Source organism: Rhizobium leguminosarum, from assembly GCF_002953715.1.
Classification (GTDB): Bacteria; Pseudomonadota; Alphaproteobacteria; order Rhizobiales; family Rhizobiaceae; genus Rhizobium; species Rhizobium leguminosarum_V.
The window spans coordinates 163,220-181,381 of sequence record NZ_CP025014.1 but is presented as its reverse complement, the minus strand read 5'-3'; the positions used below and the strand labels follow the sequence as shown (position 1 = coordinate 181,381).

General features: G+C 60.9%; 16 protein-coding genes. 6 read left to right on the top strand and 10 right to left on the bottom strand.

All coding sequences use genetic code 11. The features are described from left to right. Positions 1 to 13: 13 nt before the first annotated feature. The 5 genes from CUJ84_RS30385 to CUJ84_RS30365 form a co-directional block, all read right to left on the bottom strand. The gene (locus tag CUJ84_RS30385) at positions 14 to 1,681 is read right to left on the bottom strand and encodes an ABC transporter ATP-binding protein (RefSeq protein WP_105009654.1); all 1,668 of its coding nucleotides are present in this window, start codon (positions 1,679 to 1,681) and stop codon (positions 14 to 16) included. 10 nt (positions 1,682 to 1,691) lie between these two features. Beyond that, positions 1,692 to 2,828, bottom strand: coding sequence for an ABC transporter permease (locus tag CUJ84_RS30380; RefSeq protein WP_105009343.1), 1,137 nt, complete (start codon positions 2,826 to 2,828; stop codon positions 1,692 to 1,694). 1 nt (position 2,829) lies between these two features. After that, complete coding sequence (locus CUJ84_RS30375) at positions 2,830 to 3,837, bottom strand: ABC transporter permease (RefSeq protein WP_026188757.1); 1,008 nt, start codon at positions 3,835 to 3,837, stop codon at positions 2,830 to 2,832. Between the two features lie 119 nt (positions 3,838 to 3,956). Further along, the gene (locus CUJ84_RS30370; protein ID WP_105009342.1) at positions 3,957 to 6,044 is read right to left on the bottom strand and encodes an ABC transporter substrate-binding protein; all 2,088 of its coding nucleotides are present in this window, start codon (positions 6,042 to 6,044) and stop codon (positions 3,957 to 3,959) included. A gap of 122 nt (positions 6,045 to 6,166) precedes the next feature. Further along, a complete protein-coding gene (locus CUJ84_RS30365; protein WP_105009341.1) occupies positions 6,167 to 7,633 on the bottom strand; it encodes an alpha-glucosidase/alpha-galactosidase in 1,467 nt (488 codons plus the stop codon). A 60-nt stretch (positions 7,634 to 7,693) separates the two neighbouring features. Between CUJ84_RS30365 and CUJ84_RS30360 the strand changes: the two genes are divergently transcribed. Beyond that, positions 7,694 to 8,719 carry an AraC family transcriptional regulator gene (locus tag CUJ84_RS30360; protein ID WP_199788871.1) on the top strand — a complete coding sequence of 342 codons (1,026 nt, stop codon included), beginning with the start codon at positions 7,694 to 7,696 and terminating at the stop codon, positions 8,717 to 8,719. A gap of 25 nt (positions 8,720 to 8,744) precedes the next feature. On the opposite strand, the gene CUJ84_RS30355 is transcribed toward CUJ84_RS30360, so the two are convergent. Then, positions 8,745 to 9,806 (bottom strand): class I SAM-dependent methyltransferase, encoded by a 1,062-nt coding sequence (locus CUJ84_RS30355; protein WP_105009340.1) that lies wholly within the window; start codon positions 9,804 to 9,806, stop codon positions 8,745 to 8,747. 283 nt (positions 9,807 to 10,089) lie between these two features. Between CUJ84_RS30355 and CUJ84_RS30350 the strand changes: the two genes are divergently transcribed. The 5 genes from CUJ84_RS30350 to CUJ84_RS30325 all read left to right on the top strand — a co-directional run bounded on the left by CUJ84_RS30350 (position 10,090) and on the right by CUJ84_RS30325 (position 15,701). Continuing rightward, entirely contained in the window at positions 10,090 to 10,410 is a 321-nt protein-coding gene (locus CUJ84_RS30350; protein ID WP_105009339.1) for a helix-turn-helix domain-containing protein, read from the top strand. Between the two features lie 3 nt (positions 10,411 to 10,413). Further along, positions 10,414 to 10,674, top strand: a complete 261-nt coding sequence (locus CUJ84_RS30345; RefSeq protein ID WP_025397793.1) for a hypothetical protein — start codon at positions 10,414 to 10,416, stop codon at positions 10,672 to 10,674. A gap of 9 nt (positions 10,675 to 10,683) precedes the next feature. Beyond that, on the top strand, positions 10,684 to 10,923 hold the full coding sequence (locus CUJ84_RS30340) for a hypothetical protein (RefSeq protein WP_027687837.1): 240 nt from the start codon (positions 10,684 to 10,686) through the stop codon (positions 10,921 to 10,923). A 374-nt stretch (positions 10,924 to 11,297) separates the two neighbouring features. Then, positions 11,298 to 13,859 carry a GcvT family protein gene (locus tag CUJ84_RS30330; RefSeq protein WP_105009337.1) on the top strand — a complete coding sequence of 854 codons (2,562 nt, stop codon included), beginning with the start codon at positions 11,298 to 11,300 and terminating at the stop codon, positions 13,857 to 13,859. 321 nt (positions 13,860 to 14,180) lie between these two features. Continuing rightward, the gene (locus tag CUJ84_RS30325; protein ID WP_105009336.1) at positions 14,181 to 15,701 is read left to right on the top strand and encodes a mechanosensitive ion channel family protein; all 1,521 of its coding nucleotides are present in this window, start codon (positions 14,181 to 14,183) and stop codon (positions 15,699 to 15,701) included. 10 nt (positions 15,702 to 15,711) lie between these two features. Here CUJ84_RS30325 and CUJ84_RS30320 read toward each other — a convergent pair whose 3' ends face one another. The 4 genes from CUJ84_RS30320 to CUJ84_RS30305 all read right to left on the bottom strand — a co-directional run bounded on the left by CUJ84_RS30320 (position 15,712) and on the right by CUJ84_RS30305 (position 18,102). Beyond that, positions 15,712 to 15,936 carry a hypothetical protein gene (locus CUJ84_RS30320; protein WP_105009335.1) on the bottom strand — a complete coding sequence of 75 codons (225 nt, stop codon included), beginning with the start codon at positions 15,934 to 15,936 and terminating at the stop codon, positions 15,712 to 15,714. Further along, a complete protein-coding gene (locus CUJ84_RS30315; RefSeq protein WP_105009334.1) occupies positions 15,933 to 16,685 on the bottom strand; it encodes a COG4280 domain-containing protein in 753 nt (250 codons plus the stop codon). Before CUJ84_RS30315 ends, CUJ84_RS30320 begins: the two co-directional genes overlap by 4 nt. 57 nt (positions 16,686 to 16,742) lie before the next feature. Beyond that, positions 16,743 to 17,471 carry a phosphatase PAP2 family protein gene (locus tag CUJ84_RS30310; RefSeq protein WP_105009333.1) on the bottom strand — a complete coding sequence of 243 codons (729 nt, stop codon included), beginning with the start codon at positions 17,469 to 17,471 and terminating at the stop codon, positions 16,743 to 16,745. Positions 17,472 to 17,730: 259 nt separating this feature from the next. Then, on the bottom strand, positions 17,731 to 18,102 hold the full coding sequence (locus CUJ84_RS30305) for a response regulator transcription factor (RefSeq protein ID WP_105009332.1): 372 nt from the start codon (positions 18,100 to 18,102) through the stop codon (positions 17,731 to 17,733). Positions 18,103 to 18,162: the final 60 nt, after the last annotated feature.

The window sequence follows — 18,162 nt, the reverse complement described above, 5'->3', positions numbered from 1 at the left end:
CGGCATTCGGCAATCATGCTACCTCGAAAGCGGCTTTGACGAGCCGTTCGGTGTAGGCGGTCTTGGGATGGGATAGAACTTCGTTGACAGGGCCCTCTTCGACGATCTTGCCATGCTGCATGACGATGACGCGATGGCAGAGAGCCCTGACGACCTTGAGATCGTGGGAGATGAACAGGTAACTGAGGCCCCGTTCGTCCTGCAGCTTGCGCAGGAGTTCGATGATCTGCGCCTGGACGGAAAGGTCGAGCGCCGATGTCGGCTCGTCGAGCAGGATGAATTCCGGCTCCAGCGCGATGGCGCGGGCGATTGCGATGCGCTGGCGCTGGCCGCCGGAAAATTCGTGCGGGAAACGCGACAGGATATTGCCCGGCATGCCGGCTGCAATCAGCGCTTCGCGCACCCGGTCCTGCCGTTCGGCCTTGGTCGCGCCCAGCCTGTTGACGACAAGCCCTTCCTCGATGATCTGGCCGATCGTCATGCGCGGATTGAGCGATGAGAAAGGATCCTGGAACACCACCTGCATGCGGGCGCGCAAGGGCCGCATCTCGGCCCTGGAAAGGCCGTGGATCGGCTGATGGTCGAAATGGATCTCGCCGCTGTCCGGCGTGTTCAGCCGCAGGATCGCCTGGCCGAAGGTCGTCTTGCCGGAGCCGGATTCGCCGACGAGACCGAGCGTCTCATGACGGCGCAGCGTCAGATCGAGGCTGTCGACGGCGACAAGCTCACGCATCGCCGGCTTGAGAAAGGTACCGTGACGCATCATGAAGGAGACACGCACACCCTTGGCATCGAGGATGACATCCGATCCCTCCGGCAGCGGATTGGCCTGGCCACGCGGCTCGGAGGCAAGCAGATGCTTGGTATAGGCGTCCTGCGGATTGGCAAACAGAGCTTCGGTGGTGTTGTGCTCGCGCACTTCGCCAAGCTGCATCACATAGACGTAATCCGAGAACTGCCGCACCACGGTCAGGTCGTGGGTGATGAGGATGACGGCCATCCCCAGTTCCTTCTGCAGGTTGCGGATCAGGTTCAGGATCTGCGCCTGCACGGTGACGTCGAGCGCCGTCGTCGGCTCGTCGGCGATCAGCACATCAGGATCGTTGGCAAGCGCCATGGCGATCATCACGCGCTGGCGCTGGCCGCCGGAAAGCTGATGCGGATATTGCATGAGCCGCGCGGCGGGATCGGGGATCTGCACATGTTCGAGCAGTTCGAGCGCGCGCTTTTGCGCATCCCTCTTGCTGATCCGGCGATGCACGCGGATCGCTTCGACGATCTGGCTGCCGATCGTATAGATCGGGTTCAGCGAGCTCATCGGCTCCTGGAAGATCATCGAGATGCGGTCGCCGCGCAGCTTGCGGCGCGCCCGCTCGGAAAATTTCAAAATATTGCTGCCGTCATAGGCGACGGTCGATTTCTCGGAAACGACGGCGCGCTTCGACAGGAGCCCCATCACCGTTCGCGCCGTCACCGATTTGCCCGAACCGGATTCGCCGACGATCGCGATCGTCTCGCCGCGATAGAGCTGAAAGGAGACGTCCTTGACGGCTTCGACCATGCCGTCTTCGACCTTGAAATTCACCGCCACATTGCGGGCGTCGATGATCGGCGTGTCCGAACGGCCATCATGGTCGTGGCGGACGGGTGGGGCGAAAGAATTGACCAGTGCAAGAGCCATCTTCATCACCTCAATAAGGATCGACCGCGTCGCGCAATCCGTCGCCGAGCGCATTGAATGCGAAGACGGTGACGAGCACGAAGCCGACGGGGGAGAGAATCCAGGGATAGGAGCCGATCACCGAATAGGTCGCCGTGTCCTGCAGCATCAGCCCCCAGGAGATCAGCGGCGGCTTGACCGCAAAGCCGAGGAAACCGAGGAAGGATTCAAGCAGCACGACGCTCGGTATATGCAGCGTCACCGCGACGATGACGTGGCTCATCACGTTCGGGAAGATGTGCTGCATGATGATGCGCGTGTCGGTGGCGCCGACGGCCATTGCCGCCCGGACATACTCGATGCGGGCGAGCGCCAGCGTCTTGCCGCGCACCTCGCGCGACATCTGCGCCCAGCCGAGCGCCGACATCACGGCAATGACGAAGGCAAGGAAGACGTTGGTCGGCGCCGTCACCGGGATCAGCGAGGTCAGCGCCAGATAGAGCGGCAGTTGCGGAAAGGCGAGCACCAGTTCGACGAAACGCTGCAACCAGATATCGAACGTGCCGCCGAAATAGCCGGACACCATGCCGACGGTCGTGCCGATGATGGTGACGATGAAGACCACCGTCAGGGCAATCGTCAGCGAAATGCGCGAGCCGATGATGGCGCGCGACAGCACGTCGCGGCCGAACTTGTCGGTACCGAGAAAATGCACCGGCTGGCCGTCGGTCGAGCCGAAGAAGTGCCGGCTGGCCGGGATCAGGCCGAAAAGCCGGTATTCAGCGCCCTTGACGAAGAAGCCGAGCAGCCGCGGATTGTCGTAGTCGATGCCGACGATCGGCTGGAAGGTGACCGGGTCGAGCTCTTCGGAATCGGAGAGCGCATAGACGCGCGGCTGGAAGACGAAATTGCCGTCCTTGTCGTGGAAGCTCATCACCTGCGGCGGCGCGAAACCGACATCGGTCGCCTTCGGGTCCATCGGCGCAAAGAAATCGGCAAAGATCGCCATGACGATCAGGAGCACGACGAGCACCAGCCCTGCCATGCCGGTCCAGGAGCGCCTCAGCCGGCGCCAGACAAGGGCGATATAACTTTCATGCCCACGCGATGGCTTGTTGATGGAAATTTCTGTCGTCGGCGGAGGCGGCGCGGAGTCGAAAGCCAGCATCTCAGGCTCCTCCATATTGGCGGACACGGGGATCGAGCAAAGCGAGCAGCATGTCGGCAATGATGTTGCCGACGATCAGCGTCGCCGACAGCACCATCATGAAGGTGGCAGTGACATAGACGTCGCCGACCGCCATCGAGCCGACGATCGCCGGGCCGACGGTCGGCAATGCGAAAATGATCGCGGTTTCGATCTCGCCGGTCAGCATGTAGGGCAGCACGACGCCCTGGTACATCACCAGCGGGTGCAGCGCGTTCGGCACCGCATGGCGCATCACCACGGCTGCGCCGGAAAGCCCCTTGGCCTTGGCCGTCTCGACATATTGGGCATTCAAAGTATCGAGCAGATTGCCGCGCATGACGCGCATATTGTAGGCGAGCCCACCGAAGGTGGCGATCGCCACGACCGGCCATACATGGTGAACCAGATCGACAAATTTCGCCCAGGACCAGGGTGCCCCGCCATATTGCGGCGAGAAGAAGCTGCCGATTTCGGAGACGTTAAGCTGGAAAACCAGGAGATAGACGATGATCAGCGCCATCAGGAAGCGCGGCACCGTCATGCCGAGGAAGGAAATCCCCGAAAGCAGGCTGTCGATCCAGCTGTATTGGCGCGTCGCCGCCCAGATGCCGAAGCCGATGCCGAGCACCGAAGCAAAGAGATGGCAGACGAGCGCAAGAAGCAATGTCCGCGGCAGGCGTTCACCGACGACATCGGCGACCGGCTTGTTGTAAAACATGCTGTATCCGAAATCACCGCGCGTCACGATCCCGCCGATCCAGTTGACGTATTGGACGACCAGCGGCTTATCGAGGCCATGTTCGACCCGGTAGAGCTGCGCCTGCGCTTCGGCCTGGGCATAGGACGCGCCGCCCTGGTTGATCAGCTGGGATCTTATATAATCGGCGTAGTCGCCGGGTGGGGCCTGGATGATCGCGAAAGTCACCACGCTCAGGATGAAGAGAATGGGGATCGCAGAGGCTATGCGCACGAGCAGGAATCGTAACATCGAACGGTTCGCTTCTCCTTGCCGCCAGTCGCTCCTTGTCAGCGCGGCCGGCTTGTTGGTTTTGCCCGGCCGCGCGCTGCACGCGCGGCCGGAAGCTCACTTCAGGCTGGGAGGGAGCTCTAGTTTATGGGACCCTTTTCGCCGGGCTTGCCAGGCAGCTGTTCGGGGAACAGCTCGTATTTGCCCTGCTTGTCCGCAGCCACCCACAGGCGTTCGCGGATCACCGAATCTTCAGCCCAGTTGAACATCATGATCGGCGTACCCTGGGGCACGTTGGAGAACCGCTTGTTGACGATCAGGGCGCCCGGATATTCCGTCAGGCCGACGGTGTTGACGTGCTCCGTCGAGATCTTCTGATACTGCTTCATCAGATCGACGCGCTCGTCGTTGTTCTGGCTCGTCCTGAACTTGTTGACGACGTCGACAAGCTCCTTTTCGAAGGGCATCAGATCGAGCTGGTCATCCTTGCCGGCGCGATGGTGCCAGCTGGTGCGCGGGCCGACCGGGGCAAGCTGTTCGGTGTTCTGCACCACCGACGACAGTTCCGTCGTGTTGCGCTGAATCAGCCAGTCGAAGCGGCCGGCATAATGGGCGTCGTCACGCTTGGCACCATCGAGCGAGTTGATGACGATCTTCAGCCCGAGTTTCTCCATCTGGCCGACGACACCTTCGGCAAGGCTCTTGTCGGTCGTGTACTGATTGTTGATCAGCATGACGATTTCGACATCCTTGCCACCGAGCGTCCCGGCCGGGAAGTTCACGATGCCGTTGCCGTCGGTGTCCTTGAGACCGGCTTTGGCGAGTTCCGCCTTGGCACCCTTAAGATCATAGGGGTAATAAACGGTCGAGTTGCGGTCATAGAAGCTGGTGCCGGAGGAGAGCCCACCGGGATAGATCGCGGTGAACGGTCCCTTGACCAGCGAGTCGCCGATTGCCTTGCGGTCGAGCGCCATGGTGACGGCCTTGCGGAAGTCCTCGTTGCGGTTCAACTCGCGGATCGCCTCACCGCGCTCGTCCGGGTTGCCCCAACCGTTGGCGGAGAAGTTCATGCGCAGATTGTAGCCGATGAGACGCGGACCGAAGGCAAGGCGGGCGGGCGCGGTCTTCTCGGCGGCGCGCTTCAGCGACGCGACGAAGTTTTCCGGCTGCTCGAGGTTGGAGAAATCGGCGGATCCTGCCACGGCCTGAACGTCACGGTCGGCCCAGGTCGAGAGCTTGTAGTGCAGTTCGTTCAGATAGGGCAGCTGATCGCCCTTCTCGTCGACCTTCCAGTAATAGGGGTTGCGGCGCATGACGATGATGTCGTCCGGGCGATATTCGACCGGTACCCAGGCGCCCATGACCGGCATGTTCATGAACTCGGGCGGGAAGGCGTTCTTGAACTGGTCGTAGGTGTTCTTCGAATATTTCGGATGCTTCGACTTCAGGATGTGCGACGGACCCGGGCAGAAATTCGGGTAGGACATCGTGTAGAGATATTGCTTCGGGAAGGCCTCCTTGAAGGTCCATTCGACGGTGTAATCGTCGACCTTCTTCAGCGTAGTCCCGACGCCGAAGGCTTCCGGCGAGGCGCCGCCGCCGAGCGGCGAGACGTTCGGGTCGACGACTTCGTCGTCCCAGTAGAACATGATGTCGTCGGCATTGAACGGCGCGCCGTCAGACCATTTGGCGCCTTCGATCAGGTGCATGGTCAGCTTGTGGCCGTCTTCGGACCAATCCCAGCTCTTGGCGAGGTTCGGCAGCGGCTCGGTGTCTGAGGCCTGCACCTGGAACAGCGGCGCGGTGCGCGTCAGGCATTCGGAAAGGCCGATATCGATGCCGCCCCAACCCTGCGTCTGGCCGGCGCCGTAGTTCCAGCCTTCCGGCCGGCCGCCGATGACGTGGCGCATCGTATCGCCGTAGACACCGATGCCGTCGGGCATATTGCCTGTCTTGAAGACCAGCGGCTCCTTCGGCAGGCGGTCCTTGACTGGCGGCAGCTTGCCGGTGGCGACGAAATTCTTCGTGACCCAGTCGGGCTCGTGATATTCGGGCAGCGCCTTGAACTCCAGGATGGAGTCGCGCGCGACATAGTTTATCTTGCCTTCGGCCGGAAAGTCCGCCGGTTTCGGTGGAACGGTTGGCTCGGAGGCATATGCATTCAGCGCCGCGGCTGAGACGCTGAGCGCCAGTCCGGCCAGAATGCCTGCGTTACGAAAATTCATCATCGTTTCTCCCTCTTGTTCCGGAGCGCGATCACGCGGCTCCTTTCTCCTCGAACACGTGAAACCGGGCCAGACGCCGCGGATTTCCCTCCCGGAAACCCCCGGCAACCCATGCTTCACGAAAATCAGACGGCCTTTTTCAGCGCCGCCTTTTCCGCGCGCAGCTCCTCGATCGAGCGAACGTTGCGGCGTGCGGCCCCCGCCCAGTCGCGGGTCTGCACCTTCGATTTCGACAGCCGCTCCTTGGCGGCCGGCACGGCATCGGCATATTGCGGCAGCCAGGCGGCCTGGGCAACGACCATCTCGTCGACCATCTGCCAGACCTCTTCCGGCGTCGAGACGGCACCGACCAGCGGATCGTGCAGCACGGCAAGCTTCAGAAGGTCGATATCGCCTGATATGGCGGCATGCACCGACATGCGCTGGACGTTGATCGAGGAAATGCAGGTGGCGGCGCAGGCTTCCGGCAGGGTGACGCCCGAGACCATGTTGATGCCGAAGCGGTCGACGAAGCCCGGCGATTCGATGATCGCATCGGACGGCAGATTGGTAATGACCCCGTTGTTCTTGACGTTGAAATGGCCGCGATAGACCCTGTTCGTCTCCAGCGCCTCCAGGATACGGCTGGCATGCTCGTTCGAGCGCTTGGCAGGATCGATCGGTTGTGAGGCAGATTCGAGGAACTGCGGATATTCCGTCTCGAACCAGTTGCGCGTTTCCGTCGAATGACGAAGGTAGCCGCCGGTCTCGCCGTGGATCCAGTCGGACATGTCGATCCAGCGGGTGATTTCGTCCGGCCGCTTGCGATACCAGGGCAGGTATTCCGAGAGATGGCCGTTGCTTTCGGTGGAATAGACGCCGAAACGCTTCAGCACGTCGATGCGCAGTTTCTCCTGCTGCGAAAAGACGGGATGCGCCTCGAAGGCGGCGATCAGCTCGTCCTTGCCGATCCTACGGCCGTTGAGGCGCAGGTCGATGAACCAGGTCTGGTGATTGATGCCGGAGCAGATGTAGTCGAGCTCGCTCACCGACTTCGCGCCGAGCACTTCGGCGATCTGTTCGGCGCCATGCTGGACGCCGTGGCAGAGGCCGACGGTATCGACCTTGCCATATTCGATCGCCGCCCATGTGTTCATCGCCATCGGGTTGGCGTAGTTCAGGAATTTTGCACCGGGCTCGGCGACCTCGCGGATATCCTTGCAGAAGTCGAGTATGACGGGGATGTTGCGTTGGCCATAGAGAATGCCGCCGGCGCAGATCGTATCGCCAACACACTGGTCGATGCCGTATTTCAGCGGGATGCGGATATCATCCGCATAGGCCTCGAGCCCACCAACCCGGACGCAGCTGATGATATAACGTGCGCCTTCCAGCGCCTTGCGCCGGTCGGTCGTCGCCGTCACTTTCGTCGGCAGCCCGTTCGCCTCGACGACGCGGTCGAGGATCGCCTTGATCATCTCGAGATTATGCTCGCTGAGATCCGTCAGCGCGAATTCGATGTCTCGGAACTCGGGCACGCACAATATGTCGGTGAACAGCTTCTTGGTGAACCCGACGCTGCCCGCACCGATGATAGCGATTTTGAAACTCATGATCTTCACCTCGACCCAATCGAATGCTAAGGAAAAGAAGGCTATGGAGGATCAGGCCGCATGCTGACGCATGTGGCTGAAAACGCCGTAAAATCTGCCTTTTTCCTCCCGGCCGCTCTGTCGGCCGTGGTCTCTTCCTCTTGTCGAGCGGGATTATGCCCGAAATCGGCAGGGCGACCAGAGAAGGATTATGCTTTCAGGGGTAATTTTGTGCTGCAGGATTTGATTGCCAACGGACAGTCGATGAGAACGGTTTCGCTGCCCCGCGGCCGCCAGCGGCTGCATGCCATGCCGACCAGCGCCGGATACGAAGTGCGCGAGAACGAGACCTATGACTGGGATGGCCGCCGGCGCGGCCAGACCCCCTTCACCGTGCTGCAGCACACGATCAGCGGCAGCGGCAAGTTGCGCTATCAAAACCGCAACTATCGCCTTCAGGGCGGCGATACACTGCTCGTTTTGGTGCCGCACAATCATCGCTACTGGCTGGAGAAAGGCGAACGCTGGGAATATTTCTGGATCTCGATGAATGGCGAGGAAACGCTGCGCATACACCAGATGGTGCTGTCCACCGCCGGCCCGGTGCTGAAGCTGCAGCCCTCGACCATTGATCATCTCGCCGATTGCAGCCTGCGTCTCGTCAAGGGCGCAACGTCGCCGGGTGCTGCCTCGGCGATTGCCTATGAAGCGGCGATGGCGCTTTACGACGATGTCTTCGGCTCGCCGGCCTTTGCCGCCGAGCTTAGCCTGATGCAGCCGGTGATCGACCATATCAATGCCAATCTCGAAAAGCCGCTGCCGGTCAGCGAGCTTGCCGGCATCGTCGGCCTCAGCCGCGCGCATTTCTCGCGCAGCTTTGCCGAGAGCGAGGGCATGCCGCCGGCCGAATTCGTGCTGCAGCAACGCCTGCAGCGCGCCGTCAAGCTTCTGACCAAAGCAGACTTCCTGCCGGTCAAGGAAGTCGCCATCATGTGCGGCTTCGAAGACCCCAACTATTTCTCCAAGGTCTTCCGCCGTGTCTATGGCACCAATCCCACCGAATTCCGCACGACGGGCATGTATGCCAGCATCGGCAAGCTGAGGTAGCTTGCCGCCTGGCAACCTAGAACCTTTAGGCCCGCACCTCGAACACCATGTTGAACGGGGTTTCCGTGGCGCGACGGAAATGGGTGAATCCGGCGTCGAGCGCGACCTTTCGAAGCTTCATTTCTCCCGCCTGTGCGCCGAGCCCGAGCCCCACCTCCTGGGAGAGCGATGCCGGCGTGCAGATCATCGTCGACGCGCCGTAATAGACGCGGCCCACCGGGTTGAGATTATCCTTGAGGTTGTCGTGGGCGAAGGGCTCGACGATCAGCCACGTCCCGTTCGGCCCAAGCGTTTCCTTGACATGCCGGCCGGCGCCGACCGGATCGCCCATGTCGTGAAGGCAGTCGAACATGGCGACCATGTCATAGCCGCGCCCCGGAAATTCCGCCGCTGAGCCCTGCTGGAACGTCACGCGGTCGGCGACGCCCGCATCCTGGGCAGCAGCCTTTGCTCTTTCGATCGACGGGCCGTGATAGTCGAAGCCGGTAAAGCGGGAAGCGGGATAGGCCTGCGCCATCAGGATGGTCGAGGCACCATGACCGCAGCCGACGTCGGCGACACTGGCGCCGGCCTTGAGCTTTGCCTCGACCCCGGCAAGAGCCGGTATCCATTCGGCCACGAGATGGCTGTTATAGCCGGGGCGAAAGAACCGCTCGGTTCCCCGGAACAGGCAGGTGCTGTGCTCATGCCAGCCGAGACCTTTGCCGGTGCGGAAGGCTTCGGCGATCTTGGGCTCGTCCATCCACATGGATTGGACGACCTCGAAGGCGCCGACGAAAAAGGCCGGGCTGTTTTCCTCGGCAAACACCATCGCCTGTTCCGGTGTCAGGCTGAAACGATCGGTCTTTTCATCATAAGCGACATAGTCCGCGGCCGCTTGGGCACTGAGCCATTCCCTGAGGTAGCGCTCCTTTACGCCCGTTTTCGTGGCAAGATCCTGGACGCTCATCGGGGTTCCGTCGGCCATCGCCTTGAAGATTCCGACCTGGTCACCAAGCACGACCAAGGCACCTGACATGGCGGCGCCGACGTCACCAACAAGACGACCGACGAGTGCATCGAGTTTTTGCATATCTGGCTCACGCATTGTTACCTCCCGGGTGCGTGATGAAGGACAATCTAAATTAGACTGTAATAATATTCAGTCAATCAATCTTCCCTTTCGCCAGATGAGCGCCGAGTATTAGTGGTCTAAAGAATGGAATAGGCAGATTATTCCAGGGAGCTCGCAATTCTCGGAAAGGCGAATGTAAAACGGTTCAAAACGCCCTATTCCGTCATGCGCTTTCTCGTCATCTCTTGTCTCGAGATTACATTTTTTATATAATCTATCCGAGGCAGAATCACACTTTTGATGCAAGGTTATTGTTTTGTGCCTATCTTCCGCTCAATGCCGCGCTGCTCGTGCCCTTTTGGCATGGTCTCAGGACGATCTGTCATCGGCCTCGAAAGTCGCCAAAGCGACGATCGCTAATTTCGAGGCCGGGAAGCGCTCTCCCTACGAACGAACCCTTCAGGATATGAAGCACGCCCTGGAAGGCGGAGGTGTAATTTTCATCCCGGAAAATGGCGGGGGCGCGGGTGTTCGCCTGGCAAAACGCGCCGATGCCTCGATCGACACGAATGAGACCGAGACGGTTCAATATGAAGAATATCTCAAAAACGACGCACCGCCCGGTGCAGGTGGCTGAATGATGGCGAAAAAAGAAAAGCTCGAACACTCCGAACTGGCGGGAGAATTCACCGATGACGGGATCACCGTGCTCGTCGATATCTTCCGCACATCGGGCAGCAATGAAGACTGGACGATGGAAGTGGTCACGCAAGCGGAGGACCTGATCCGCTGGGACGAGCCATTTGCGACTGACCGGGATGCCTTCGACGAATTCCTGGCCGTCGTCGCGCGGGATGGCATTCGATCGTTTCTCGAAGATGAAGAGCCATCCGTGCATTGAGGAATATTTGTGAAAAGCATCAATGATCTAATCGCGTCTGCGAAAACCGTCTGCGATCGATACCGGGCCGGGCGGATGGAACGCGAGACCGTGCGGGAATGGGTTCTCGGACTTGGCGCCTATCCGCCGCCCCATGGTGACCGCGTGCGGGAAGCGGCGGAATGGTTCCGATTGCACAATCGCGAGCCTGTTTCCGAAGACATCGTGCTCGTAGACATCGACCGGCTCGCGGCGATTTCAGCGCCGTGATCCCCGGGCGTGCGAGCGGACAGGCCAGTTGCACGGGCTCGCCTATATCCAATCTTAGCCAGTCATTGCCTGACCGTTCGATGCGGGATGGATCGCAGCGGTGCCGGCGCTGTTTTGCATTTGCCTCGCCGCCTCGATCCGGACTGGCGCAATTACGCCGGTACTAGGCGGCGTAGGACCAATGACGATCACGAGCCTTAGGCATAATAATACCTTCATCGCAGCTTCCATGCGGAGCCGTCTGGGGGTTCCGCAGCTTCGGCAAATGTGACACTCCTTACGAGGCTGGCATGGCTCCTGCATCTCACGCGCGAAGCGTACGTCAAGCGCGGCTAGGTAATTTTAATTCGTGCGATAAGTAGAAGGAACAGCACGTGGCAGCATTTCCGGAAAAGGCAAAGGTCGTCATCATCGGGCTCGGCGGTATCGTCGGCGCCTCCATCGCGCATCATCTCGTCGAGCGGGGATGGGACGACATCGTCGGCATCGATAAGTCGGGCATACCGACCGATATCGGCTCGACAGCCCATGCCTCGGACTTCTGTTACACCACCAGCCACGACTATCTGTCGGTCTGGACCACGCAATATTCGATCGATTTCTACGAGAAGATGGGCCATTACGCCCGCATCGGCGGCCTCGAAGTGGCGCGCAGCGGCGACGATACCTGGATGGAGGAAATCAAGCGCAAGCTATCCTCGGCACGCGCTTTCGGCACGCGCGCCCATTATGTCAGCCCTTCCGAGATCAAGGAGAAGTTCCCGCTGATCGAGGAAGATCAGGTGATGGGCGGCCTTTACGATCCGGATGCCGGCCTCGTCATTCCGCGCTCGCAGACCGTTGCCGGCAAGCTGGTCGATGCCGCCGAAAAGGCAGGCAAGCTGCAGGTGTTCGGCAACACGCCGGCGAAGTCGCTGATCGTCGAAGGCGGCCGCATCAAGGGCGTCGTCACCCATCGCGGCACCATCATGGCCGACCACGTCATCGTCTGTGCCGGCCTCTGGGGGCGCCTGATCGCGGAGATGGTCGGCGAAGACCTGCCGGTCATGCCGGTCGACCACCCGCTCACCTTCTTCGGCCCGTATAATGAATTTGAAGGCACCGGCAAGGAAATTGGCTTCCCGCTGCTGCGCGACCAGGGCAACTCCGCCTATATGCGCGATACCGGCGACCCGGCGACGACGGAGGGCGGTCAGATCGAGTGGGGCTATTACGAAGCCACCAATCCGCGCATGTGCCATCCGCGCGATCTTCTCGAAAAACACGAAGCGCGCCTTTCGCCCTCGCAGCGCGACCTCGAGATGGAACAGATCATCGAGCCGCTCGAGCGCGCCATGGAACTGACGCCGATCCTCGGCGAACTCGGCTATAACGAAGGTCACTCTTTCAATGGCCTGCTGCAGGTATCCGCCGGCGGCGGCGCATCCTGCGGCGAGAGCCAGAAGGTGCGCGGTCTCTGGTACTGCGTCGCCATCTGGGTCAAGGACGGCCCGGGCTATGGTAAGCTGATCGCCGACTGGATGACCGATGGCCGGACCGAGATCGATCACAACAGCATCGACTACGCTCGCTTCTACCCGCATCAATTGACGGAAGAGTTCATCGAGGGCCGCTGCTACGAAGCCGCCCAGAAGATCTATTTCCCGGCTGTTCACACCCGCGAACCCTATGCCTCCGGCCGCAACGCCAAGCGCTCGCCCTTCTACGAGCGAGAAAAGGAGCTTGGCGGCTACTTCATGGAACTTGGCGGCTGGGAGCGTGCGCACGGCTACGCCGCCAACGAGCACCTTCTGGAGAAATACGCCGACCGCGTCCCGGTTCGCGAGAATGAATGGGACAGCCGCCATTTCTGGCGCGTGTCGAATGCCGAACATCTGGCGATGAGCGAGGATTGCGGCATCGTCAATCTCAGCCACTTCCACATGGTCGATATCGAGGGACCTGACCACGTCGAGCTGATGGAATGGCTGTGCGCCGCCAAGGTCGGCGGCGATGCAAACATCGGCAAGGGCATTTACACCCACTTTCTCGACGACGAGGGCATGGTGCGCGCTGACTTCACCGTCTTCCGCTTGGCCGATCGGTGCCGTCTCGTCAACGGCGCCGATGCCGGCCCGCGCGACCTGCACTATATGAAGCGCGTCGCCGAAGACCGCGGCCTTGACGTGATCATCACCGACGTCTCGGAAAAATTCGTGACGATCGGCATCTGGGGTCCGAACGCGCGTGACACGCTGAAGAAGGCTGTGGCCGACCCTGCCGGGCTCGATCAGGAAAACTTCGCCTTTGCGGCGATCAAGCCGATCGAAATCGCCGGCAAGCCTGTCACCGCCTTCCGCATCTCCTATGTCGGCGAGCAGGGCTGGGAACTGCACATGAAGTACGAAGACGGCCTCGCCGTCTGGGATGCGCTGCGCGCGACCGGCGTGATGGCCTTCGGCGTAGAAACCTATGCAAACTCGCGCCGCATGGAAAAGAGCCTGCGCCTGCAGAACGCCGACCTGCTGACCCAGTACAACCTGATCGAAGCCGATCTCGCCCGTCCAAAGGTCAAGGAAGCCGATTTCCGTGGCAAGGCAAAGCATCTGGAATACAAGGCGCGCGAGCACCAGCCGGCCATGCTCTGCACGCTTGTGATGACCGAGAATACTGACAAGTCGGGCGTGAAGCGTTATCCCGTCGGCAACATGCCGGTTGTCGATCCCGCCACCGGAGAGGTTCTGGTCGACGAGCTTGGCCGTCGGTCCTACACGACCTCGGTCGCCTACGGCCCAACGGTCGGGAAGAATATCGCCCTGGCCTATCTGCCCTGGTCTCATTGCCAGGTCGGACGCAGGCTGAATGTCGAGTATTTCGCCGAGACTTATCCGGTCGAAGTCGTCGGCGTCGGATACAAGCCGATCTATGACCCCGAAAATCTGAAGCCGCGCACCTGAGCCCATCGGCCCCGCAAATCGGAATCGATTTTCGGTAGTCAGAAACGCAGTTCAAACTGCTGCAGCGCCGCGCGTCTAGATCGACGCGGGGCGCTGCAAGCGTTTTAGCACTTGTGACGCCGCAAGAATGGGACGCCGCGAACACGAGGTGGTCGTCGGCGCAGTTCTGTTTGGGGCGCTGGCGTTATTTTACGGTTGCCTCGCAGTCGGATTGGAAGTCAGGATGCGGCGAAGCCATCATTAGAATTCAAGAGTGAGGCATGATGTCGTCCGAAAACCGCTCACACTTTTCAGTATCATGCTCTGGCGAGTGGACAGTCGATGCTTGATAATGTCACATGGTCCGGAGTGCTTGCCGATCCTGTCGTCCAGGCCGGGACGTTGGCCGTGGTCGGTGCGATCGTCACGCGCATAGCGCTTCGGCCCTTCCCGAGCTGGAAGCTCGCCGGCCAGGTGTTTTTCTTCGCGGCGCTCACCGTCCTGCTGCTCTATCATGACATCGTGCCCTACGAAGTCGGGCCGGCGCCGGCTTCAACCTTCGAACGCGTCTTCATCGCCCTTGCCAAGGTGGTCTGGTGGATCAATGCCGCCTGGGCGCTGATCGCCTTCGTCCGCGTCTTCCTGATCTTCGAGCGCCAGCCGCGAGAAGGTCGCCTCGTTCAGGATCTGGTCATCGGCCTGATCTATCTCGGCGCGATCCTCTCGGTGGTCGCTTATGTCTTCAGCTTCCCCGTCGGCACGCTGATCGCCACCTCGGGTGTCTTTGCCATCATCCTCGGCCTGGCGATGCAAAGCACCTTGAGCGACGTCTTTTCCGGCATCGCGCTCAATCTCGGCCGGCCCTATGCGATCGGCGACTGGATCGTGCTGAATGACGGTGTTGAGGGCCGTGTCGTCGAAACCAACTGGCGCTCGACCCATCTGTTGAACGGCTCAAACGACCTCGTCGTCCTGCCCAACAGCTTTCTGGCCAAGGTCGGGCTGACCAATCTCAGCAGTCCCGACCGCAGTCACGGCGCCTCACTGACGGTCCGCGTCGTGCCGACGATCGGGCCGTCGGCGATCATCGAGGTCATGCGCGCCGTGCTTTTGAGCAGCGGCTCGATCCTGACTGAGCCGAAACCGGGCGTGCTGATCAAATCGCTGACATCGGATGCAGTGGAGCTGGAGCTCTCCTTCCGCGTTAGGGATATCGGCCAGACGGGGCCGGCGAAGAACGAGATATTCGATCTCATCTACCGTCATGTCAAAGCCGCGGGTCTCACCTTGGCGCGACCGCTCGACGCCGCCGGCCCACCGCCCGACCAGTTGCAGTCGGAAGAGGTGGTGAGGCCGCACCGGCCGACGCCGCTCAAACTTCTCGACGCCATCCCGCTGTTTTCCTCGCTGACCGAGGACGAGAAGGAAACGCTGGCAGCCTCCATGACCCGGCGGACCTACAAGAAGGATTCCATTCTCATCGAGCAGGGCGATACGGTCGCATCGCTGATGATCGTGCGCAGCGGCGCCCTCGTCGCCACGCGCCAGGAAGGCCATAAGGAAATCGAACTCGGCCGGCTGGCGCCGGGTGATTATTTCGGCGAAAGCGGGCTGCTGATCGGCGTCGGCGAGGCCGCCAGCCTGCGGGCGCTGACCTTCGTCGTCGTCTACGAGATCGCCCAGGCAAGCCTGACGCCGCTGCTGCACGACCGGCCCGGCATCGCCGAAGAGCTTGCCGCCACCCTCTTACGCCGTATCGAGACCGGCCAGCATTCCTTCGCGGCCGAAGGCGCCACGTTGCACGGTGGTTCGATGACCTCGCTGGTGACGCGCATCCGTCATCTGTTCAAAGTGCCGCAATAGCGGTCTGAGGCTATTTCCGCTGAAATTTCTGCCGCGCTGCGCGCGCCACGCTCTCGGCGAGGATCAGCAGACAGCCGAAGAGAAGCAGAGCAGCGCCGAGCAGCGCGTCGACATGGGCGAATTTCACCAGAACGCCGACGGCGGCGATCAGCAGCAGCGCCGCCAGCGCCAGCGCGCCGTCATCGATAAACATGCCGAAGAATTCCTTCAACGCGACCTTAAGAATATTCATCATGCGGCCACCTCGGCATGGGCGTTGGAATAGTGGCGCAGCATCCGGACTGCCGCGAAGGAAAAGACGGCGAGCACGGCAAGGATGGCCAGAAGCGAAAGATCGGCGCCCGGCCAGTCGGCGCCGACACCCTCGCCAACCCAGAATATGCCGAAGGCGCTGAGCAGCAGCCCGACGACGAATTTGAGGCTGTTCTCCGGAACCGCAGAGAGCGGTTTGTGCACGAAGATGCCAATGATCAGCACCAGCAGGCATGCCGCGGCGGCTCCAAGGCTGGCATAGCCGATCATGCCATGTCCAGCTCCGGTGGCGATGACGATGAACACCACTTCGATCCCCTCGAGCAACACCGCCTTAAAGGCCGCGGTGCCCGCCAGGAAATTGGCACGGCGCTCGGCGGATTGGCGCCGCAGGCTATCGGTCTCGGCTGCGAAAGCCTTCTCCTCGTCGTGCAGCGCGATGAAACCCGACGCCCGCAGGATCGCCTTGCGCAACCAGCGCAGGCCGAAGAGAATGAGCAGCGTTCCGATGACAAACTGCATCAGCTCGATCGGAATGAGGCCGAGCAGCGGACCGAGCGCCAGCACGAGAAGAGCGAGAAGGGCGAGCGCAAGACCGGTGCCGATGAAGGCCGGACGCCAGCTCTGCGTAACGCCGACGGCGAGAATGATGGTGAAGGCTTCAACGACCTCGACGAAGGAGCCGAGAAATGCGGCCGTGACCGTCGAGGCGATCGTTGTCAGTGTTGTCATGGCTCTTGTCCATTATGCCGGCGGAAATCTCGTATCGGGCTGAACTGCAATCTTTTCTTATCGTTTTCCGGCTTCCGCAACATCATCTGGCGCGCGGCTCGGAATGAACCGCTTCGAGATCAGCCAGCAGCCAAGCGCCCAGAGCGCACCGGCGCACCATCCGGCGAAGACGTCCGTGGGATAGTGGACGCCGAGGTAGATCCGGCTCAAACCGATGATGACGGCGAGGAAGACGCCGGTGCCCATGACGAAGATCCGCGTCGACCGGTAACGCTGTGTCCGCGCCAGCAGCGCCCCAAGCGTCAGATAGGTCACCGCCGAGACCATCGCGTGTCCGGAGGGAAAGCTGAGATCGTTCACCTCGACCAGATGCGGCACGATATCGGGGCGCGGCCGGGCGACAAGGATCTTCAAGAGCGTGCTCGCCAGCCAGCCTGTTAGTACCGAGGAAAAGACGAAGATCGCGATCGGCCAGCGCCGGTCGAGCAGAAGATAGACGGTGACGAGAACCGTCATCAGCGAGAGAATGGTGATACCGCCGAGGCTGGTGATATCGTCGACGGCATGCGTCAGCCAGGAGGGACCGATCGGCACTGCAAGTTCGCCCGGCCGTCGCAACGCCAGCAGGATCGCCTCGTCGAAGCGGAATGTCTCGCCCTCCAGGACTTCGCTGGTCAGCCGCTGGAGCAGGAACAGTCCACCGGCGATCGATGCCACCATGATCAATGTCAGCGGCTCATATGCATTCAGCCTCGCCAAGAATCCCCGTCGTTGAACCTCACTCATATCTGCCGTAGAACTCCCCTTACATCACGTCGGTCCTCGCCAGATCGGCAATGCAAAGCTAGGATTCAAGGCCTTGCTGCAATCAAGGACGCTCCTGAGAGGAGTTTTTTTGGTTGGCGAGGCCAGCGATTATGGTCCATCAACGCCATTAGCGAGATGGCGATCGCCCTGAATCCGTCGCGCGGTCCGGCAAAGCACTGCCGACGACGCAACGCCGATCGTCGTTCTTCGAGACCGCATGGTCTCCCGCCCCATTAGCTCACAATACCAACGCCTTGTTGATAGCCGCAATCAGTGCAGCTCCGGAAAATTGCTTTTGCAGATAAGCAACGCATCCTGCCTTTTCCGCTTCCGCTCTCACCGAGGCGGTTTCCAGTGCCGTGATGAAAATCACCGGAAGGGTTGTGCCCTCGGCCTTCAGCCTGCGTTGCAGATCGATGCCGGACATGCCACCGAGGTCGATATCAAGGACAAGGCAATCTATCGCTGTTTTGGGATCGCGAGCGAGAAAGGCCTCGGCGGATGCAAACCCCTCGACCAGAAAACCGTAGGCGTTGAGCAGTCGCCCGAGGCTGCGCCGTAGGCTTGCATCATCATCGACGACAGCGACCGTGCGGCGAAGGTTCTCCACCTCATGCCCCCTCTTTCGAACATATGAGAGATTAACGGTTGCCGGTCAAACTAGGCCGGT